Annotated in this window: 16 protein-coding genes; 12 read left to right on the top strand and 4 right to left on the bottom strand. The window is 61.9% G+C overall.

Translation table 11 applies throughout. The features are described from left to right. Nucleotides 1-11: 11 nt before the first annotated feature. Genes F3J17_RS16725 through F3J17_RS16710 form a run of 4 tightly spaced genes read right to left on the bottom strand, consistent with a single transcriptional unit; the run spans nt 12 to nt 3,568 of the window. The gene (locus tag F3J17_RS16725; protein WP_167060725.1) at nt 12-1,019 is read right to left on the bottom strand and encodes a DUF1839 family protein; all 1,008 of its coding nucleotides are present in this window, start codon (nt 1,017-1,019) and stop codon (nt 12-14) included. Further along, the gene (locus F3J17_RS16720) at nt 1,016-2,044 is read right to left on the bottom strand and encodes an amino acid--[acyl-carrier-protein] ligase (protein ID WP_167060722.1); all 1,029 of its coding nucleotides are present in this window, start codon (nt 2,042-2,044) and stop codon (nt 1,016-1,018) included. Before F3J17_RS16720 ends, F3J17_RS16725 begins: the two co-directional genes overlap by 4 nt. A 1-nt stretch (nt 2,045) precedes the next feature. Further along, nucleotides 2,046-3,320, bottom strand: a complete 1,275-nt coding sequence (locus F3J17_RS16715) for an acyl-CoA dehydrogenase family protein (RefSeq protein WP_167060719.1) — start codon at nt 3,318-3,320, stop codon at nt 2,046-2,048. Then, nucleotides 3,317-3,568, bottom strand: a complete 252-nt coding sequence (locus tag F3J17_RS16710; protein ID WP_167060716.1) for an acyl carrier protein — start codon at nt 3,566-3,568, stop codon at nt 3,317-3,319. Before F3J17_RS16710 ends, F3J17_RS16715 begins: the two co-directional genes overlap by 4 nt. 409 nt (nt 3,569-3,977) lie before the next feature. On the opposite strand from F3J17_RS16710, the gene F3J17_RS16705 reads away from it, so the two are divergent. The 12 genes from F3J17_RS16705 to F3J17_RS16650 all read left to right on the top strand — a co-directional run bounded on the left by F3J17_RS16705 (nt 3,978) and on the right by F3J17_RS16650 (nt 19,930). Further along, nucleotides 3,978-5,042: a sugar transferase gene (locus F3J17_RS16705; protein WP_167060713.1), complete on the top strand. Its 1,065-nt coding sequence runs from the start codon at nt 3,978-3,980 to the stop codon at nt 5,040-5,042. A 275-nt stretch (nt 5,043-5,317) separates the two neighbouring features. Next, on the top strand, nt 5,318-6,454 hold the full coding sequence (locus F3J17_RS16700) for a polysaccharide biosynthesis/export family protein (RefSeq protein ID WP_240161029.1): 1,137 nt from the start codon (nt 5,318-5,320) through the stop codon (nt 6,452-6,454). 55 nt (nt 6,455-6,509) lie between these two features. Next, nucleotides 6,510-8,756: a GNVR domain-containing protein gene (locus F3J17_RS16695; RefSeq protein ID WP_167060707.1), complete on the top strand. Its 2,247-nt coding sequence runs from the start codon at nt 6,510-6,512 to the stop codon at nt 8,754-8,756. A 135-nt stretch (nt 8,757-8,891) separates the two neighbouring features. Further along, nucleotides 8,892-9,977, top strand: a complete 1,086-nt coding sequence (locus tag F3J17_RS16690; protein ID WP_167060704.1) for a glycosyltransferase — start codon at nt 8,892-8,894, stop codon at nt 9,975-9,977. A gap of 210 nt (nt 9,978-10,187) precedes the next feature. Beyond that, nucleotides 10,188-11,291, top strand: coding sequence for a glycosyltransferase family 1 protein (locus F3J17_RS16685; RefSeq protein WP_167060701.1), 1,104 nt, complete (start codon nt 10,188-10,190; stop codon nt 11,289-11,291). Next, nucleotides 11,279-12,514, top strand: a complete 1,236-nt coding sequence (locus tag F3J17_RS16680) for a glycosyltransferase family 4 protein (RefSeq protein WP_167060698.1) — start codon at nt 11,279-11,281, stop codon at nt 12,512-12,514. The genes F3J17_RS16685 and F3J17_RS16680 overlap by 13 nt, the downstream gene beginning before the upstream one ends. A 223-nt stretch (nt 12,515-12,737) precedes the next feature. Beyond that, entirely contained in the window at nt 12,738-13,997 is a 1,260-nt protein-coding gene (locus F3J17_RS16675) for a hypothetical protein (RefSeq protein WP_240161019.1), read from the top strand. Nucleotides 13,998-14,141: 144 nt separating this feature from the next. Then, the gene (locus F3J17_RS16670) at nt 14,142-15,080 is read left to right on the top strand and encodes a glycosyltransferase family 2 protein (protein WP_167060691.1); all 939 of its coding nucleotides are present in this window, start codon (nt 14,142-14,144) and stop codon (nt 15,078-15,080) included. A 248-nt stretch (nt 15,081-15,328) separates the two neighbouring features. Further along, on the top strand, nt 15,329-16,225 hold the full coding sequence (locus tag F3J17_RS16665; RefSeq protein ID WP_167060688.1) for a glycosyltransferase family 2 protein: 897 nt from the start codon (nt 15,329-15,331) through the stop codon (nt 16,223-16,225). Beyond that, nucleotides 16,222-17,376, top strand: coding sequence for a glycosyltransferase family 1 protein (locus tag F3J17_RS16660; protein ID WP_167060685.1), 1,155 nt, complete (start codon nt 16,222-16,224; stop codon nt 17,374-17,376). Before F3J17_RS16665 ends, F3J17_RS16660 begins: the two co-directional genes overlap by 4 nt. A gap of 199 nt (nt 17,377-17,575) precedes the next feature. After that, nucleotides 17,576-18,691, top strand: coding sequence for an acyltransferase (locus F3J17_RS16655; RefSeq protein ID WP_167060682.1), 1,116 nt, complete (start codon nt 17,576-17,578; stop codon nt 18,689-18,691). A gap of 132 nt (nt 18,692-18,823) precedes the next feature. Beyond that, nucleotides 18,824-19,930 carry an acyltransferase gene (locus F3J17_RS16650; protein ID WP_167060679.1) on the top strand — a complete coding sequence of 369 codons (1,107 nt, stop codon included), beginning with the start codon at nt 18,824-18,826 and terminating at the stop codon, nt 19,928-19,930. Nucleotides 19,931-20,047 lie beyond the last annotated feature (117 nt).

The raw sequence follows: 20,047 nt of genomic DNA, 5'->3' as shown, positions 1-20,047 counted from the left end.
TATTTCCATCGTTAAAGCATCAGCGCAGCCAGTGGCTCCAGCGTTTGCGCGTAGTTCGTTTCTAGCACGTCGAAGCAGTCGTCGCAGGTATCGCGGCGATTGCGCGCCATCGCACGCACAAGGCGAAACTGCATCACCATGGCCTCGGAAGCAACCTTCTGCGCGGCCGTGGCGATTTCATGCGGGATCGCCACACCATTCGCGTCCAGCCAAAGCAGATACTTCGACAGGAACTCGAAGTTCGCGCCTAACTGCCGCATCAGGTTGAACGAGTACGGATGAAAAAACTTCTCACCGCGTTCGAGCAGCATGTCGAGCTGGGCTGGAAACGCCGCGTGCCATTCCGTCACTGGATTGCGTGTGGGACGCCGCAAAAGATGCGTGCGCAACAATTCTGCCGAACCGTGCGCGAGCGCTTCGCCTTCAAGCGGTGCGCGCACGCGCTTGGCGAACTCAACATACGGAAAAAGCAGGTCGGCTTGCCCCTCGAAGCGCGGCAGCTTGCGGAACACGCCGTCGTAGTCCTCACCGTCGAGCGTGTGATAGCCCGTGTTGTGGAAATAGCCGAGCCGCTTGGCCGCCGGGTCGATGAAGTCGACCCCCACGCTGGTTTTCGGATGCTCGCGGCGGTACGAAGTCGCGCGCGTATTCGGCAGATAAAAGCCATCCACTTCGACGAGCACGGTGTGTCCGCGCTGCGTCTGCGCGAGCACGCGGTCTTCGAGGGAGTCGTAGATCGCCAGCTCCGTCACCTGAGTGCCGTAGAGCCGTTCGATGTCTTCGAGCGGGAACTTGAAGAACGTGAACTGATCGCCCTCGAAGTCTTGGGTCACCGTGAAGGCGAGCGCCGCGCGCGGATCGAAACCCATGCCGTGCAGCAGTTCGATCCAGAGATCGACGTAGCAGTTGGTCTCCACCCATACGCGCTCGCCCTGGTGCAGCGCGTGCGATTCATGCACGCGTGGGCTGACCGAGGCGCCAACCTCGGTCACCGCAGCGTTGGCGGTCGGCGCGTTCATACACCCTTCTCCGTGAGGCCGCGCTCGATGCGGGCCTGGGTGTCGCCCCACAGCAGCGCGCGCACGTCGTCCGGCCATGCATTGACGTCCAGACCATGATGGCGAAACAGCGCGAGCGTGATGCGCTCCATGCCGAAGCCGACGCAACCCGTGTGCGCGGTCGTGCCGTCCTCACATTCGATCCTCCAGATGCCGCCGAAATGATCCATGTGATAGTTGAACGACAGGCACGCGGTCTTGCTATCGGCGTTCGCGACCGGAATCAGCAGTTCGAACTTGAGCGCCTGGGCGCGCTGGCTGTCCGCGACGATCTTGCCGCCGCGTCCAAAGAACGGATCGTTGGCGAGATCGACATCGACCGGCAGCGCGAGCAGCGACACCAGCAGTGACCCGCGGTCTATCCACATCTGGCGGAACGCCATCACCTGGTCCGGCGTACCCAGTCGCACATATTCGCGCTGACGGAACATCTGCATACGCGCGGGATCGAGCGAGGGCTCGTGACGGAAGCAGTACGAGAGCACGTCGATGGTGCGGCCATTGACGGGCAGCGGACCGCGCTTCGCCATCACCGGATAGATCGGGTAGCAGGCTGCCGGCGTGAGCACCACGCGCGTGGGCTTTTGCTGCTCCATCCAGGCGGTGTCGCGATCGTCGTCGCTCTTTTCCATGGCGTCGTCGAGGCAGCGCAACAGGCGCATCTGGCCCGACTCGTTGCCGCAGAACGAATGGATCGTGCCAGCCAGTTGCGGGAAATTCTTGAGGTATTCGCTATCCTCGAAGTCGGTGCGGCGCATCGCGGGCGGAAAGCGCAATACTTCGGGGTTCTGATCTGTTCCCAGGTGCGTGATCGCCACGTTGAGGCGATCGATCACGTCCTCGAAGACCTGGCTGCGGCCATAGAGGCCGTTTTCGCCCGTGTCGATCAACAGGCCGCTGGCGATCAGCTCGTCGCGGAAGGTCGGCGCGGGCGTGTCGCTCGAAGTTGCTACAGCCAGCGCGGCGGCTTCGGTCATCGTGTTCATCTCAGGCTCTCCCCGGGCCGGTCGGCCGTTGCGCGAGCAGCAGGCTCGCCGTGTTCTGGGCGATACGGTCGTTGTTGATCATGAGCGGCGCCGAGTGCAGGTCGCGCAGATGCCGGCCCACGCTGTATTCGGTGCCATTTTTGTAGCCAGCCATGCCGCAGATCATCAGCACTTCCTGGACGACGAGCAGCGCCGTCGCGGAGATGCTGGTCTTGAGCGTGTTCATGTCCGACGCGTAGTGCAACTGCGCGGAAAGCGGTGTATCGGCGTCACAACCTGCGGCACGCGCCAGATGGGCGGCGTGCGCGGCGTCGAGCGCCACTTTCAGGCGTGCCTGCATCATCTGCAGCAAGCCGACGGCTTCGGCCAGACGCATGCCCGCAGGCGGCACCGAGCCCGGCTTGGCGCGCGCCTGGGCACGGAAGAACGCCTTGGCGCGGTTCACTGCGTCGCTGGCCACGCCGGTCCACACGGCCGCCCACAGCGTGTGCGAGACGGGCAGCATGGTCTGGTCGGCAATTTCGGCGAAAGAGCTGGGCAGTATCTGTTCTGCGCTGCCTTCGGCGACCAGCCGGAAGCCTTCGCTACAGGTGCCGCGCATGCCCATCGAATCCCACATGCCACGCTTTTCCAGTTCGAGATCGCCGAGCAGCGCGACGATCAGCACCTGATCGGATGCGGGCGATTCGGCGGTGCGGCGCGCGGTGACAAGAATGCCTTCCGCGTGAGCCCCATACGAAATCGTTGGCGCCATCTTCTCGATGTGAAAGCGGCCGTTCTGCACGTCGACCGCGCAGGCGCTCGTGCGCATGCTGCCACCGATGTTTTCCTCGGACGTCGCCGAAGCCAGCAGCCATTGTTGTTCGACAAGCTGCGTGAGCACGTTCTGATGCCAGGGCATCTGCGCGCCGTGCTCCAGGATGCAGGCCACCTGGATCTGGTGCATCGCATAGATCATCGCGGTGGACGCGCAGCCGTGCGCGAGCGTTTCGCACAGCGTGGCGATTTCCGCGAGCGACAGGCCCGGACCGCCGAAGCGCGCCGGCACCATCACGGAGAGCAGGCGTTCGTTCTTGAGCGCGTCGAACGCTTCGACCGGAAAGCGTGCGTTGCGGTCCACGTGATCGGCGTATTGAGCGGCGATCGCGGCGACGCGCTGCGCGGCTTCGCGCCAGCTTGCGCCGATTGCCTTGGAATCCGTACCATCTGCGCTCGCAGCTTCGGCGAGCGCGCGACGTTCGGGTTCTACGGCCGCGTCGGTGAGCGGGGCGTTCATGCTGCCGCCTTCGCCTGTTGCAGCTCGGTCACGGCCGCAGCGAGCGAATCGATGCTGGAAAACAGGCGCCGCGTGAGCATGCGGTCGGGAATCTCGATGCCGAATTCGTCTTCGATCGCCAGCATCAGATGGACCGTCGCCAGCGAAGACAGGCCCGCGGCGTAGAGATCAGCGTCATCGGCCAGCGAATCAGCCGGCACATCCAGACGGGCCGATTCGGAAAGAATGCGTCGCAAAGTCGTTTTCATGCGGTGTTTCCCCCAGAGGTTGGTGTCAGCTTTCTTCGGTCGGTGCGCGGTTCATGAACAGGAGGTCCGCAGCTGACGGACCGTATGACCGTTGACCGTATTAAACGGGCTGCCGTAAGGGACGTAAGTGCGCCAACGCACCTATTCGTCGGATTGCGACGACGTTTTGCCGCGATGAAAAGCGAATCCGCTGATCAATGGGGGCGAGCGGCAAATGATCGTGCGAAGTTGGTGGGATGACGCACGGTTCCCTTGTTGTCCACTCCGTAATGTGTCGATGTGGCCTATCGGGTGGGGCGATGCCGATGTACGCATTGTCCTGGGCCAGGTAATCCAGGCGTTCACTCGCACCAGACTACCTTGCCAGACCACGAAGATCAGACGAACACGACACGCATGGGGTAGGGATATGTCTGAGTTAACGCAACGTACGATCGATATCGCGCTGATCGTGTTGGGCGCCGTGTGCGCCGTCCATCTGAATCTGAGCTTCGCGCCGATCGGCGCGCCGCATCATCCTGACCCGACGCTCGTGGCGTTTTGCGCGGCGCTCGCGCTGTCGGTGTTCCCCGCCTGCGGCGCCTATGGCGCGCGTGGCAGCCGCTCGCTGTTCAGCGTCGCGGGCCGCACGGCGTTCGCGTGGCTCGCTGTGCAGATGTGCGGCCTCGTCCTGCTGTATGCGATTCATCACGACCATCTGCTGTCGCTGCCTTGGTTCATCTGGTGGACGCTGACGACGGGCATCTCGCTGCTGGCCTCGCACACCTTATTCTTTGCGGAGTTCAGCGTGCTGCGCGTCACCCGCGCATGGTGGTGCAGCGAGCCGCTGGAAGTCGCGTCGCGCAACACGGTGCGCAGCGCGTTCATCGGGCATGCCTTGAAACGCGTCTTCGATATTGGCGCAGCGCTCTGCGCGATGTTTTTGTTCGCACCCATCCTGATCGTCGTCGCGATGATTGTCCGGCGCGATGGCGGACCGATCCTGTATGGGCATACGCGTGTGGGACGCAATGGCAAGAAATTCCGTTGTCTGAAGTTTCGCTCGATGGTGGTCAACTCGGAAGAGGTGCTTAAGGAACTGCTCGCCCGTGACCCCGAGGCGCGCGCCGAATGGGAGCGCGAATTCAAGCTTAAGAACGATGTGCGCGTGACCTCGATTGGCCATTTCCTGCGGCGCTCAAGTCTCGATGAATTGCCACAGCTGTGGAACGTTCTGCGCGGCGAGATGAGCTTCGTCGGGCCGCGTCCGATCATCGATCAGGAACTGGAGCGCTACGGCGACGCGAGCAAGTACTACCTTATGGTGACGCCCGGCATCACCGGCCTGTGGCAGGTGAGCGGACGCAATGACGTGGACTACGCGACGCGCGTCTCGCTCGACGTTTCGTACGTGATGAACTGGTCCTTCTGGAAGGACCTGGCGATTCTCTACAAGACGTTCTTTGTGGTGATTCGTGGCAGCGGCGCGTATTGAGCAAGAACTCGTTGATGAACGCTTCATCAGCGATGAGCAGGGGCTAGCGAACGGGCGAGCGCGCCCAACTTGGTTTTGTATCCGGGCCACAACGTATGGCCCGGAACAGGCTTTTACGGAATGGGGGTAGTGCAATGAGACTGAACATGCAGGACCTGGCCGATCGCGCGCGCGGGGAGCAACCCGGTGCACAGCCTGAAGCAACACATTCCGGCAGCGCGGTGACGCGACACCGGAGGCACCGTGAGGGGCGCATTGCTGTGTGCGCCGCGTGGATGACGCTGGCGATGCTGGGTGGCTGCGCCTTGTCGCCGGGTATGTCATTCAGCGGATCGAGCGGCGGCTCGAATGCGAGCGCGGACGTCGGTGCAACGACTGGTGCATCGGTTCCCAGCAGCCTTGTGGCCAAAGGCGTGGCAGGCGCGCCTGCCGGTTCCGTCATCGAGATTACGACCGAGCTGGTGGCGAAGGAAGCCGCGGCGCGTCCAACCGGCGTGCCGGAGGACGTGAAGAAGCTCTTCGCGACGCCAACGCCCTATCAGATCGGGCCGGGCGACGTGCTCAGCATCGTGGTCTGGGATCACCCTGAACTCAATCTGCCGACCTCCGGCGGCGCGGGCGATAGCACGACGGGTGCAAATTCCATCGCGTCGGGCTACACGGTCGACACCAACGGCTTCATCCAGTACGCCTACATCGGGCCGCTGAAGGTGGAAGGGCTCTCCGAGATGGGCGTGCGCGACGCGCTCGCGCAGAGACTCGCGAAATACGTGCGTCAGCCGCAAGTGACCGTGCGCATCGAAACCTACCGCAGCAAGCGCGTCTATCTGGATGGCGAGGTCAAGACGCCGGGCGTGCAGGTGCTCAACGACCGGCCCATGACGCTGCCGGAGGCCGTCAACCGCGCGGGCGGCTTCACGGCTAACTCCGATCGCTCGCGCGTGGCGGTGACGCGCGGCGACAGCACGGTGATCGTGGATATGCCGGACCTGATCCGCAAGGGCGTCAATCCCGACCGCATCGTGCTGCACGACGGCGATCTGGTCCGTGTCTATGCACAGACCGACAGCAAGGTATTCGTGGTGGGCGAAGTGCAGAAGCCCGGCGGCGTCGAATTCAACAATGGGCGCATGACGCTCAATGAGGCGCTGGGCAATTCGGGCGGTCTGAGCCAGGCGTCGGCCGACGCCTCGCAGGTCTATGTCGTGCGTGGCCGCGATACTGGCAAGCCGGTGGTGTTCCATCTGGACGCCAGCAATGCTTCCGCGATGGCCACGGCCGATTCGTTCGAGCTCAAGCCCAACGATGTCGTCTTCGTCGATACGTCTTCTCTCGTGAAGTGGAGTCGTGTCATCAGCCTGATTTTGCCGACTACGCAAGCCGCGGCGGCCAGCCGCGCTGTGGGTTACTAAGGCCAGTATGAAGGCGGGCAGCGCCCTAGCGGCGCGCCTGCACCGAGAGGATGAGATGAAACAGCGCGATTTCCTGCTTGAAGGACCCACCGATACGGTCATTCCTATTGGGCCGGACGGCGGCCATATGGGCAATCTGCTCGATACGCTTTACTCGGGCCGCAAAACGATTCTGATCGTCACGGCGGTCTGCACGCTGATCGGGCTCACTTATGCGCTTCTCGCGCCCTCGGTCTACGAATCGGACATGCTGATTCAGGTCGAGGAAAGCCAGAACGCCGCGAAGTCCGCGCTGGCCGATCTTTCCGCGCAGTTCGCGGTCAAGACCGCCGCTTCGGCGGAGATTGAGGTGCTGCGTTCGCGTCTGGTCGTGTCGTCGGCGGTGCAGGCCACGAAGCTCTATATCCACGCCGCGCCGCATTATTTCCCCGTGGTGGGCCGTTGGGCCGCGCACCATCTGGGGCTGGGCGCGTGGTCGGGTTTCGGCGGCTATGCGTGGAGTGACGAGGCGATCGACGTGGCGCAGTTCAACGTGCCGGAAAGGCTGCACGGCCGGCCGTTCGTGCTGACCTACGAGGGCGATGAAGCCTACAAGCTCCAGTACGGCAGCGTTACGCTCGAAGGGCGCGTGGGCGAGGTGCTGCACGCGCCCGCGGTCGGCGGCGCTATCGATCTGCTCGTGAACAGGATTGAAGCAAAGCCGGGCGTGCGCTTCGAGTTGTCGCGCGACTCCGAACTGAACGCGATCGAGTATCTGCAATCGGCCTTGATGATTTCGGAAAAAGGTAAGGAATCCGATGTGATTGGTGTCGCGCTGGACGGCGCGGACCCGGTTTTGACCAGCGTGATTCTGAATGCCATCGGCAACGAGTATGTGCGCCAGAACGCGCAGCGCACCCAGGAAGAGGCAGAAAAGCAGATTGCGTTTCTGGACCAGCAACTGCCGATGCTTAAAAACCAGCTCGAAAAGGCCGAAACCGAATACAACAAGTTCCGCTCGGAACACGGCGCTGTGAACCTGGGCGCCGAGGCGGCGGCGCTCTTGCAGAGTTCGTCGCTCGCCCAGCAGCGCATCGCCGATCTGCGCCAGCAGCGCGCGCAGTTGATGGCCCGCTTCACGGAGGACAATCCCGCACTGGTCGCGGTCAACGGCCAGCTTGGCGAAGCGGAAAAATCGCTGGGAGATCTAGCCGGTCAGACCCGCGCTCTGCCGCCGGTCGAGCAGGGGCTCGTTCGGCTGGAACGCGAAGTGACCGTCGACACGAATATCTACACCAATCTTCTTAACAATCGCGAGCAGTTGCGTCTGCTGCGCGCCGGGCGTGTCTCTAACGTGCGCATGATCGACGCCGCCGTGCCGTCGGAGAGCCCGGTTCGTCCCAAGCGCGCCGTGCTGATCATTGCGGCGGTGTTCACGGGCTTGTTTGCGGGCGCCGCGCTCGTCTTGCTGCGTCACCGGCTCAATCGCGGTGTCTCGCTCGTCGACGAAATCGAAGGCGGCACGGGTCTCGCGGTGTTTGCCGCCGTGCCGCGCAGCCGCATCCAGCACACGCTCACGCGGCGCCTGCCGCGCAATGCGCTGGGCGCGAACACGGTGCTCGCTCACACGGCCGTCTTCGATGCCGCGGTCGAGAGCCTGAGAAGTTTCCGCAGCGCCCTCGAATACTCGCTGCAGAATGCGGCCAATCACGTGGTCCTGCTGGCCGGCCCGACGCCGATGGTGGGTAAGTCGTTCGTGTCGGTGAATCTCGCGGCCGTGTTTGGTGCATCGGGCAAACGGGTTCTGCTCATCGATGCGGATCTGCGGCGCGGTTCGCTGAACCGGCATGTGGGTGTGCCGAGCGCGCCCGGCGTGACGAACATCGTCGGCTGCGACTATGACTATGACGAGGTCGTGCACCGCGAAGTCATGCCGGGAGTCGACTTCGTTGCGACGGGCGGCTATGTCACCAACGCCAGCGAGCTGTTGCGCGAAGAGGGCTTCAAGGATTTCGTCGATTGGGCGGATTCGGAATACGACCTCGTGCTGATCGACGCGCCGCCGATCTTGCCGGTGGCGGATGCCGGGATTGTCGGAAAACTGGCCGGGACGGTGTTCGTCGTTGCACGACAGGGCGCGACGAGCGTGGCCGAACTGCGCGAATCGGTGCGCCGTTTTGAACAGGTTGGCGTGCCGATCCGAGGCGTTATCTTCAACGACATGACGTCGCGTCCTGGGCGCTATGGCAACGAGTATGCTGCGTACGGCTACTCCAGCTACGGCTTTGCCAAGGACGCTGGCCCTGTGGATCGCGCCGGATAGTCCGCGAGACTTGCTCGGTTGTGTGAAGCGGCTTCAGACAGGCAGGGGGGGAGTACGGAGCCGCGAATTCCTGCCAATGGGAATTCGCGGTGTCAGGTGGTGCAGGGCGGTAAGCGTGGCTATCTGGATAGAGTAATGTCTATTGATGTCGATTTCTCGCTGGCTCTCAACGAGCGTACCGGAAAGTTCTTTCTGGGGCGCGATGTCATTGCCACGCTCGGCAAACGGATTAGCCAGATCCGCTACGGCAGGTTTCACGATTTTCCGCGTCACGACTTCATCCGCCGTGTCTGGGGACGCCTGACCTACGAGGAGACTTTGGCGCGTGCTTGCCATCCCACGGCGGCGTTGTTCGTGCCGGCCATCCGCGACCCTCGGCCTACCCTGCATCTCGACCCGCTGAGCGTCGTTCGCCATCAGTTGGAGCCAGGTGACATCGTGCTCTGCCACGATGTCGGTCCCATTACCCACGCCCAATACTTCGCGCGAAGTGTCGACGTCATGTATGCCTGCGCCTATGAGCAGATCAGGCAGGCGAAGCCCCATATGGTCTTTGTGAGCAAGACATCGCAGCAGGAGTTTCATCGACTCTTTGGGCAGGGCTATGCGTCGTCGGACGTCATCTACATTCCTACCCGCGCTGGCGTGACGCAAGGCCAGAAGCGCAGGCCCGATGGCGTGGAGCAGCCGTTTCTTCTCACCGTTGGCAGCGTTGGCGAGCGCAAGAACCAGGCGCGTTGTATCGCGGCCTTCGCCGCGAGCGGGTTGGCGAAGGCCGGCTGGCAGTATGTGATCGTCGGCGGACCGGAGCCCGGCGCCGATGTGGCGATTCGCCTCGCGAAGCAAACACCGGGTGTCGTCATGCCTGGCTATACGACGGACGACGAACTTCGCTGGCTCTACAACAATGCGAGTGGCTTTGTCCTGATGAGTCTTCTGGAAGGCTTTGGTATGCCAGTCGCCGAAGCGACGACTCATGACTTGCCCTGCCTCGTTTCCCGATCCAGCGTGCTGATGGAAGTCGGTGGCGAAGCGATGCTGGGTGCCGATCCGCTGGATCCCGATTCGATCGCGTGCGGGATGCGGACATTGGTCGACATGCGCGAGGGCGAGCGCGTCAAGCGAATCTCGCAGGCGCGCGCACATCTCGCGCAGTTTGCCCGCGAGCCCATCCTCGGCCGCTGGCGTCAGCTTGTCGATGCGTGTGCGACGCCTGCGTGAGATGTCCACGCGTCACACACGCGTGATTCAACAGCGCCACGCGTGAACTGATGTGGCATGAGCGACGGCGAACATTCATCCACGGGCGATTCGCTCACACTCCGAATCAGATGATTTGTGTAGTGTGGCCTGGCGAATCAGATCGTGTGTCGAGATGATCTTGCGTTCGGATACCGGCCAGTCCATGAGCGATGCCACTGGAACTTGCCGATGAAATCCTCCGCGACTCCCAACCTGCTAATCAACGGCCGCTTTCTCGGGCGGCGCGCGACAGGGGTGGACCGTTTTGCTTTCGAAACCATTCGCGCGCTCGATCAATTGATTGCCGCAGGCGAACCGCTCGTTGACGGGTTGCACGCCGAGATCGTCGTACCCGAAACGCTGGCGGGCATCGTCAATCCGTTTGCGCATGTCGGCCTGCGTGCGAGCGGGAAAGGTCCGGGATTGCGCTGGGAACAGCTCGCATTGCCGAAGGCGGCGCGCGGTCGGTTGCTGCTCAATCTCTGCAACTCCGGGCCTTTGTTGTATCGGCGTCAGGTCACGGTGCTGCACGACGCGGCGCCTGCGCGCGTACCGGATAGCTACAGCCGCTCCTTCGTTGCCTGGTATCGCCTGATGGCGCCGCGCATCGGCCGCGTTTCCCAGCGCGTGATCACGGTGTCGGAATTCTCTCGCCGCGAGCTGAGCGAAGCTTATCGCATTCCGGCCGCGAAGATCGGCGTCGTGTCGGAGAGCGGTGAACATATGTTGCGTGTGCAACAAGATGAGGGTGCGCTGGCATCGACTCTGAATGGACGGCCCTTCGTGCTGGCCGTGGGCAGCCTAAACCGCCACAAGAATTTCAGGCTGGTGGCGGAGGCGGCTCGCCTGATTCGCGACGCCAGCTTCGACATCGTGGTAGTGGGCGGTGGCGACACACGTGTGTACGGGGACGGACAGAAGGCGTTGCCCGCCTTCGTGAAGCACTTGGGCTATGTCAGCGATGGCGAGTTGGCGGCGCTTTACCGGCGTGCAGCGTGCTTTGTCTACCCGTCGCGCTATGAAGGCTTCGGCTTGCCGCCAGTGGAGGCGCTGGCTCTGGGTTGTCCCGTGATTGCATCGACGCTGCCGGCCGTGCGCGAAGCGTGCTCGGATGCGGCGCTCTATACCTCGCCGGACGATCCCGCCGAACTGGCGCGCCTGCTTGAGCGCATCACCAGCGATGCATCGTTGCGTGAACGTCTGCGCGAGCGCGGTCGCGTGCGAACTCAGGAACTGACCTGGAAGGCAACCGCCGCTAGATTGATTGAGGAGATCTCGCCGTGGCTAATGTAACGCTTGCGCCTAATCCGTCCAATTCGCCAAACTCAGCCAACGACACGAGTCGTTTCGGCCGCGTGGCCCTCGTGCACGACTGGCTGGTGGCCTACGCTGGATCGGAGAAAGTGGTCGAACAGATTCTGCAGTTGTTTCCGCAGGCCGATCTCTTCAGCGTCGTCGACTTTTTCCCGGAGCCGCAACGCGGGGCGCTGGGCGGCAAGCACGCGAAGACCTCGTTCATCCAGCACTTGCCGCGGGCGCGCAAATCCTTTCGCAATTATCTTCCGCTGATGCCACTGGCGATCGAACAGTTCGATCTCTCGTCCTACGATCTGGTGATTTCTTCGAGTCATGCCGTGGCCAAAGGCGTTCTGACGGGACCGAACCAGGTGCACGTGAGCTACGTCCATTCGCCGATCCGCTACGCGTGGGATCTGCAGCACCAATATCTCGCCGAGGCCGGCATGCAGCGCGGCGTGAAGAGCTGGATCGTGCGTCTGCTGCTGCACTACATGCGCATCTGGGATCAGCGCACGGCTCATGGCGTGGATGCATTTGTCGCCAATTCAGCCTTTGTCGGGCGGCGCATTCACAAGGCCTACGGCAGCGACGCCACGGTGATCTATCCGCCCGTCGACGTCGAGCGCTTCAAGCTCAGCACGCAACATGAGGACTTTTATCTAATTGCGTCGCGCATGGTGCCGTACAAACGCATTCCGCTGATCGTTGAGGCGTTTTCGGCGATGCCGTCGAAGCGTCTGGTGGTGATCGGTGACGGCCCGGATTTCGAACGCGCGAAGGCTTGCGCCACGCCCAATGTGACGCTGCTCGGTTTCCAGTCCGATGCCGTGCTGGTCGACTATATGCAGCGCGCCCGCGCGTTCGTCTTCGCTGCTGAAGAGGACTTCGGCATTTCGGTTGTCGAGGCGCAGGCTTGCGGGACGCCGGTCATCGCGTTGGGGCGGGGCGGCGTGCGCGAGATCGTCGTCGATTCGCCGGACCCGGAGCGCTGCACGGGACTCTTTTTCAGCGAGCAGAGCGTGGCGTCGATCGTCGACGCGGTGGAGCGTTTCGAGCAGCATCCGCCGTTTCGCGCCGAGGTTTGCCGTCGCAACGCCATGCGCTTTACGGCGGAGCGGTTCAAGCGGGAGTTCATGGGCGTGATCGAGCGCACGGTGGACACGAACAAAGGGATCGAGTTAGCGCCACAGCCGGTCCAGCGCTGGCGCTCTGCTTGAGGTGACGTGACCCGGTGGCGCGACGGCGGGATCGCTTGCGTAACGGCGTGCGGGGAGATTATAGGGGCTCAGTAAAGTGGAACTGACGATATTCGGCATCGCGGTGTTCGTCACCGGGCTCTGGGCGCTTTATGCGTCATTTCGCGGGGCAATTTACGGCATGGCGGTATATTCGTTGTTCGGCTGTGCGTTGGCCCTTGTACTGCCGGGCGGTGTCGGTATCATGCCGGCGCAGCTTTTCCTGCTGTTCTTCTTCCTGCGCGCCTTCAATCTGGGCGGTGGCAAGAATCTCGCCGATGCGTTCGCGCTGGACAAAGCCGGCTTCTGGCTGCTCTGCACCTGCTTGTGGGGCGTGGTAGGCGCGATCCTGCTGCCGCGCTTGCTACGCGGCTCGACGTTGGTATTTCCGGTCGATCGCACGATCGTGGGGTCGGTGATGCTGAAGCCGCTCGGCCCGGTTTCAGGGAATCTGTCGCAGACGATCTATTGTATCGGCGACGTCGTGGTGTATTGCGCGATGTACGCGTTTCTGAAGTTTCGCGGTGCGTATAAAGCGCTTGCCACCGCGATTTTCATGCTGACGTTATGTGACGTGCTCGCGGGCGTAATCGACGTTGGAGCTCATTTTGCCGGTATCGATGTGATGTCGGCGGTCAAGACGGCGCAGTATGCGGATCTGACCGGCGAGGAGATGGGCGGCTTCGTGCGGATCAGCGGTACATTCAGCGAGACGTCGGCATTCTCAGGCTTTACGCTACCGCTCTTTGTGTTCTGTCTAAACCTCTGGCTGGTCGGCTATCGCCGACGCGTGGCTGGCGCGCTGGCTATCGCGTCAGGATTGCTGCTGCTGCTATCGACTTCGGGAACGGCCTATGTCGGACTGAGCGGATATCTGGTCGTGCTGTTTTTCAGCCAACCCGGCCGCGTCTCGCCCGACGCATCGTCGCGCAAGCAACGCATGTGGGTGATCGCTGCGTGCACGGGTCTGTTGGGCACGCTGTACGTCATTCTCTTTCTGCCCGCCGTGGCGGATGCGATTTATCAGTTCGTCAACATGACGGTTCTGAACAAGGCCGGTAGCGACTCCGGCGTCGAGCGAATGAGCTGGAATACGCAGGGTGTGACCAATTTCTTCGAAACGTACGGGATAGGGGTGGGGCTGGGAAGCATACGCGCGTCGAGCTTTCTGGTTGTGTTGCTGGGAAGTCTCGGGATCGTGGGCGTGGTCTGCTATGGGATGTTTCTTGGCAAGTCGTTGCTGTCGCCGGTGTCGAGCCATTATCCGCTCACGGAGCGGGCCGTCTGTTATGCCTCACGTCACGCGACGATCGCCACGCTGATCGTCGCTTCGTCGTCGGGCGGCGTGTTCGAACTCGGATCGTGTTTTTATTTGTTTGCAGCCGCGGCGGCTGCGCTCTGTGCACGTGCGCCGCGGCGCGTGCCACCGCAAGTCAGCTGGGCGCTCAGACGCGTACATGAATAAAGTCCACACAACGCCGCGGTCACCGCGTAGCGCTTAGCGACGAACCGACAGGAGACGGACCGCCTCTGCTTCTCATCGGCAGGCGTTGCGCGACGCACGCGCGTTGTGTACCGAATATATGCAGATTGTCAGTCGGGGTGTGGGATGGAGAATGGAGATGATTTTGTTCCTAATGTTAGCGTCGTCATTCCGCACTACAACAGTCCTGATCTGCTTTGCGAAGCAATAAGGTCCATTTCTAGTCAGACCGTTGTGCCGCGAGAGATTATTGTTGTTGACGATGCGTCGAGCTCGTCGTTCGAATTACCGAGCCATTGTGGAGAAGGCATTGAACTGCGGCTGATTCGCGAAGGCGTGAATCGCGGCGCCGCGTGGTGCCGCAACAAAGGCATCGAGGCAGCGACGGGCGAACTGATTGCATTTCTGGACGCCGACGATCGCTGGCTGCCGAACAAGCTCGAACGATGCATCGAGGCAATCGGCGCCCGGCCGCCGCTGCATGAACTGGGTGTGCTGTTCAGCAACGTCACGCTGATCGACGGCAATCGGCGTATCCAGGGCAACCGGGCGTCATACGATGGCCGAGCGATGATCGACTTCATCATTCTGGATGGCGGTTATGTTCAGACGTCGTCCATCATGATGTGGCGTCATCAATACCCGTTGATCGGTTTCGATGGCAGCTTGCGGCGGCATCAGGACTGGGATTTCGCCATCAATGCCGACAGGGTGAACTGTACCTTCATCTATCTTCACGAAGCACTGGTTGAGTACTCGCTCAATGCCGGTGCGAACCGGATATCCGGTTCGATCAATTGCGAGCCAAGCCTCGCATTCTTCGACAAATACGCGAAGTTGATGTCGGGGGAGCATGTCTCGGCGTTTATCTTCAATGTGCTGATCTACAAGAGTATGAACCTGACCTTAAGGCTCAGGATTGTGGCCCAGGTTATTTGCAGAAAGATAAAGATGCCGAGCAGAGGTTGGTCGCTGCTACTTGCGAGACTAATTATCGGCAGCAAGGGCGTCAATCTTTTGAAGCATCTCAGGCAGAGATTCCAGCCGCGCAATTATGTGCCTTGATTTCGCGCGCTCGTGTCTTTGCGTCATTGCGAAGCTGTGTGGGAAGCCGCGAAACCGGCTTACGCGAATGCGTGCCTCGTAGGAGAGGATCGCATATATTTTGCGTGCGGTAGGTAGCAGTGATGTGTGGGCTGCATCGATACCATAGACTTCAAGTACTGATGGGAGTCGCGTGCGGCTTCTGCATCGCCCGGCGCAGAACCGGGCCGCTAAAACTGGATCGAACCTATCAAACCGGGTCAAATAAAATGAGCGATGCGTCGTCGTGCGGGAAACGGAAAATCTGCGTCATTTTTCCTACCCGGGGCCGTGCCGAAATTCTTCACCGAGTGGTGGAGTATGTCGAGTTACAGACGGTGAAACCGGATCTGATCATCGTTTCATGCGTCAGCGACGACGATGCTGGTCGCCTGGCGGATCGTCCGGGGCTGCGCGTGATTAAAGGCCTGCCGGGTCTCGCGGCACAACGAAACAATGCGTTAAGAAACGTGCCCGCAAATTTCGATGTCGTCGTCATGCTGGACGATGATTTCCTGATGCACAGCGGCTGGATCGATGAGGTTCTCAAGGCTTTCGACAGTGATCCTGCGATTGCCTGCGTGACTGGAACAGTGTTGGCCGATGGCATTCATGGTCCCGGCTATACCGTCGAGGAAGGCTGCGCCATTCTGGCCAAAGCGACACCCAATACCGGGCCCATGGTCGCGGTTCCCACCGGCGGTCCATACGGCTGCAATATGGCGTTTCGTGCGCGTAGCATCGCCGGTTTGCGCTTTGATGAGCGACTGGTGCTCTACGGCTGGCAAGAGGACCGCGATTTCGGCGGCCAGATCTGGAGCCGGGGCAATCATGTCGTGCGCGTCAATACCGCATTAGGTGTGCATCTGGGCGTCAAGCGGGGAAGGGTATCGGGGCGCAAGCTCGGTTATTCGCAAGTCATCAATCCGCTCTACCTGGCTCGAAAGAAGACAATGCCTTTGCGCGACGCGCTCGACCACGTCCTGCGCAATGTCGCCAGCAATATCGTGCGCAGCGTCTCGCCGGAGCCGTGGATCGACCGGCGCGGGCGACTGAGCGGCAACCTGATCGGTGTCTGGGACTGTGTGCGGGGACGGCTGACGCCCGAGCGGGCAGCGAATCTATGAAGCCGTTCGAAGCATGGCCTGGCCACAAGACCGTGGCGTTCAATGGCAAGTTCTTCGGCGCACCTCCGACCGGCGTACACCGGGTTGCCGAGCAACTCATCGCGGCGACGGATGCCTTGATTGCCAGGCAAACCGCACGCAGCGTCGATTACGCGCTGATCGTGCGTGACGGCGTTGAGGTTCCGCCGTATCGTCATGTGGCCTGTGTACACGAAAGCCCGCGCGTGCGCCGGATGCACAGGATCGCGTGGGAACAGTTCTATTTGCCGATGGCGCGCAGAAAGGACTTTATTCTCAATTTGTGCAATCTCGGGCCGCTGATTCATCGGGATTCCGTAACGATGATTCACGATGCCCAGGTGTATTCGGCGCCCGAGTCTTATTCGCGATCTTTTCGCCTCTGGTACAAGTTCCTGTTTTACTTTATCGGCAGGCGTCACAGAGTCATCCTGACCGTGTCCGAGTTTTCGAGGCAGGAACTCATCCGCTACGGCGTGGCGAGCGCGGACAAGATCGTGGTCGTGCACAACGGCTGCGATCACATCCTGCAGGTCACGCCGGACGATAGCCAGGTCGCGGCATTGAAGCTCACGCCCGCGCGCTATGTCCTGGCGCTTGCCAACACGCAGAAGCATAAAAACATCGGCGTTTTGCTGGGTGCATTTGCCGACCCTGCGCTGCAGGACACCGCGCTGGTGTTGTTCGGCGGCGCGACGAGGGGAGACTTCGAGCGCCTCGGCTATGTCGTGCCGCGCAATGTGCAGTTTGCCGGTCGCATTACCGATGCCGAACTCGCTGGGCTGATGCGCAATGCCGGCGCACTGGCGTTTCCTTCGCTGACGGAAGGATTTGGGTTGCCGCCGCTCGAAGCCATGGCGTTGGGATGTCCTGTGGTGGCTGCGCCGTGTGGCGCGCTGCCGGAGGTCTGCGGCAAGGCGGCGCTCTACGCAGACCCGCAGCGTCCTCAAGCATGGGTGGCTTCAATACGCACCGTGCTTGACGACGATACGACGCGGCGCTCACTGATATCGGAAGGGCGCGCAAATGCCGCTGCCTTTACCTGGGAGCAGGCCGCGCGCAATCTGGTCGAGACCCTGCAGGTCGCCACGCTGGCCCGCCAGGGCCGAAGTGCAAGCCGATCCTCCGCTTGATCGGCAGTCGGCCTGGGCGGTGCAGTCGCGCGGAATTGTTGGGCAACCCACGGTAAGGCCTCGGGCAGCGGGCATACGATCGGACCAGGGTATCGCACGGTCGGACGCGTCCGGCGCCGATACCGTTTCCCCCGCGTGCGCGATGTCGGCGGGGCACGATCCTTCGCGGCGATCGCGCGGCAGCCAATACAGGTGACCTGTGAACAGAACAGCACAGTCCGACAAATACGCGACATTGGACGGCCTGCGCGGCTTCGCGGCGATGATCATCGTGATGTATCACTGCAACGACTGGTTCAGCCCGGTTTACATCGACAGTGGCTATCTTGTCGTCGATCTGTTCTTCGTCATGAGCGGCTTTGTCATCGCGAGCGCCTATGACCGCAAGCTCGCACCGGGCGGTATCGGTGCGCACCGCTTCATGCGGTTGCGGCTGGTCCGCCTTTATCCGCTCTATCTTCTCGGCACTTTGCTCGGCACGGCGGGGCTGCTGCTCCGAATGCCGCATAGCGAATGGCATCTCATCGTATCGGCGCTGCCGCTCGCGCTGCTGATGCTGCCGTGTCCGATCGCGATGCAGAGTCCAGACGGGACCATCCCGGGGTTTCTTTATCCGCTCAACGAGCCGTCGTGGTCGCTCTTCTTCGAACTGCTGGCCAACACCGTCTACGCGTTCTGCTTCCGATTTCTGTCGACACGCGTGCTGCTTGCGCTGGTGTCGGCGGCGGCGCTCTTGCTGGTGGCCAAGGCCGTGCGTAGTGACACCGGGTCGATCAATGGCGGCTGGGCGCGGGTGAACGCTTACTTTGGTGTGGTGCGCGTCGCTTACGGCTTTTTCCTCGGCGTGCTGTTGTTCCGCCTGCACAGCGGGCGTCGGCGCACAAGCAATGTCGTTGCGGTTGGCATCGTCGTGCTCTTCCTACTGATCTTCCTCGTGCCGGTTCCCCCTGCGCTGGAAGCGGTGTTCACGCTGTCGGTCGTGCTGTTCGTCATCCCGGCGCTGGTCTGGGCGGGGGCGTCTTTCGAGCCGTCGCGGTGGGTGCGCGCGGTGTTGCTGTTTTTCGGCACGGCGTCTTACAGCCTCTACATGCTGCATCTGCCCGTGACGAACATGATCCGTGCGACGCACGTGGCGTTGCCGGAGGCTTCGCTGCTGCAGACCGTGCTAACGGATGTCGGGCTGATGCTCTTTCTGGTGCTGCTGGCGGCGTTTGCGGAAAAGCGCTATGACGGGCCGATCCGAAGGCGTTTGCTGCGCGGCGTGAGCGGCGGGCGGCGGCGCAGCGAGCTGGGCGCGGCGACGGTCGAGCAGTAGTGCAAGCCGATTTTTGAACGCCGATTTTTGGAAGCCGCTGCCGGGCTGGCGCTGCGCGCCGCGCGACAGGGACGGCGGGCGCCTCGCGGCGCTTTCAGCAGCGATCACGCAGCAGCCGAATCGAGGTGACGTGTGAACAGGCCAGCGCAGTCCGACAAATACGCGACCTTGGACGGTCTGCGGGGTTTCGCCGCGATGATCGTCGTGATGTATCACTTCAGCGATCTGTTCAAGCCGTTTCATCTCGACGAAGGTTATCTGGTCGTCGATCTGTTTTTTGTCATGAGCGGGTTCGTCATTGCGAGCGCATATGAAGGCAAGCTCGCGTCGGGCAGCATCGGCGCGCGCCACTTCCTGAAGTTGCGGCTGATTCGCCTCTATCCGCTGTATTTTCTCGGCACGTTGACGGGGAGCGTCGGCGTGCTGCTTCGATTGCCGCATGCACACTGGCATCTCGCGGCGTCGGCGTTTTCGATGGCCCTGCTGATGCTCCCATGCCCGAATGGCGTCACGCCTCCCGACGGGACGCTCGCGTGGTTTCTGTATCCGTTGAATTATCCGTCGTGGTCGTTGCTGTTCGAACTGCTGGCGAATGTGGCCTATGCCGTGTGCTTCCGGTTTCTTTCGGTGCGCGTGCTGGCGTCCGCGGTCCTGATATCGGCGCTAGCCCTGACGCTCAAGGTCGTGCATGCCGGCTCCATCAACAGCGGCTGGGCGCTTGCGAGCAGTCATCTTGGCATCGTGCGCGTGGCCTATGGCTTCTTTCTCGGCGTTCTCCTGTTCCGCTTGCATGCCGGCCGCCGGCACACGAGCAACCCCATCGCCATTGGCGTTGCTGCATGGTTTCCGTTGATGTTCCTTGTGCCCGTTGCCGCCGCGCTGCATGTGGCGTTCACCCTCTCGATCGTGCTGATCTTCATTCCCGGACTGGTCTGGATCGGCGCATCGTTCGAGCCATCGAAGCGGGTGCGCGAGGTCTTTCTGTTTTTCGGCACGGTCTCGTATGGCATTTACATGCTGCATGTGCCCGTGATCGGTCTGCTGCGCCTCGCGACCGGCATCGGACCGCAACCGTCGCTCGCTCAGAGTCTTGCCGTTGACTCCTGCATCCTGCTGATCGTGGTGGTGGTGGCAGCTCTTGGCGAGCAGTTCTATGACCGCCCGATCCGGCACCTTCTGATGCGTGGCGTGCGGGGCCGGCAGCCGCAGACGGCCATAGGTGCCGCGCCGCTGAACTGAGAGCGCGATCCGGAGTGATCGCCGCGGCGCGTGACGTTCATTGATATCCGCTCTGCGCGGATCGAGGACGCATCGAGTTCACCTGTACCGGCAACGCCGCGAAGACGACAGAATCGG

Source organism: Burkholderia sp. Ax-1719 (assembly GCF_011753055.1).
Classification (GTDB): domain Bacteria; phylum Pseudomonadota; class Gammaproteobacteria; order Burkholderiales; family Burkholderiaceae; genus Paraburkholderia.
Note: the sequence above shows the minus strand (reverse complement) of the source record. Positions and strands in the feature narration are given on the sequence as shown.

Excerpts from the sequence above, each read along its gene's own strand:
- F3J17_RS16725 (WP_167060725.1), bottom strand. The coding sequence starts at position 1,019 with ATGAACGCGCCGACCGCCAACGCTGCGGTGACCGAGGTTGGCGCCTCG.
- F3J17_RS16720 (WP_167060722.1), bottom strand. The coding sequence starts at position 2,044 with ATGAACACGATGACCGAAGCCGCCGCGCTGGCTGTAGCAACTTCGAGC.
- F3J17_RS16715 (WP_167060719.1), bottom strand. The coding sequence starts at position 3,320 with ATGAACGCCCCGCTCACCGACGCGGCCGTAGAACCCGAACGTCGCGCG.
- F3J17_RS16710 (WP_167060716.1), bottom strand. The coding sequence starts at position 3,568 with ATGAAAACGACTTTGCGACGCATTCTTTCCGAATCGGCCCGTCTGGAT.
- F3J17_RS16705 (WP_167060713.1), top strand. The coding sequence starts at position 3,978 with ATGTCTGAGTTAACGCAACGTACGATCGATATCGCGCTGATCGTGTTG.
- F3J17_RS16700 (WP_240161029.1), top strand. The coding sequence starts at position 5,318 with ATGACGCTGGCGATGCTGGGTGGCTGCGCCTTGTCGCCGGGTATGTCA.
- F3J17_RS16695 (WP_167060707.1), top strand. The coding sequence starts at position 6,510 with ATGAAACAGCGCGATTTCCTGCTTGAAGGACCCACCGATACGGTCATT.
- F3J17_RS16690 (WP_167060704.1), top strand. The coding sequence starts at position 8,892 with ATGTCTATTGATGTCGATTTCTCGCTGGCTCTCAACGAGCGTACCGGA.
- F3J17_RS16685 (WP_167060701.1), top strand. The coding sequence starts at position 10,188 with ATGAAATCCTCCGCGACTCCCAACCTGCTAATCAACGGCCGCTTTCTC.
- F3J17_RS16675 (WP_240161019.1), top strand. The coding sequence starts at position 12,738 with ATGCCGGCGCAGCTTTTCCTGCTGTTCTTCTTCCTGCGCGCCTTCAAT.
- F3J17_RS16670 (WP_167060691.1), top strand. The coding sequence starts at position 14,142 with ATGGAGAATGGAGATGATTTTGTTCCTAATGTTAGCGTCGTCATTCCG.
- F3J17_RS16665 (WP_167060688.1), top strand. The coding sequence starts at position 15,329 with ATGAGCGATGCGTCGTCGTGCGGGAAACGGAAAATCTGCGTCATTTTT.
- F3J17_RS16660 (WP_167060685.1), top strand. The coding sequence starts at position 16,222 with ATGAAGCCGTTCGAAGCATGGCCTGGCCACAAGACCGTGGCGTTCAAT.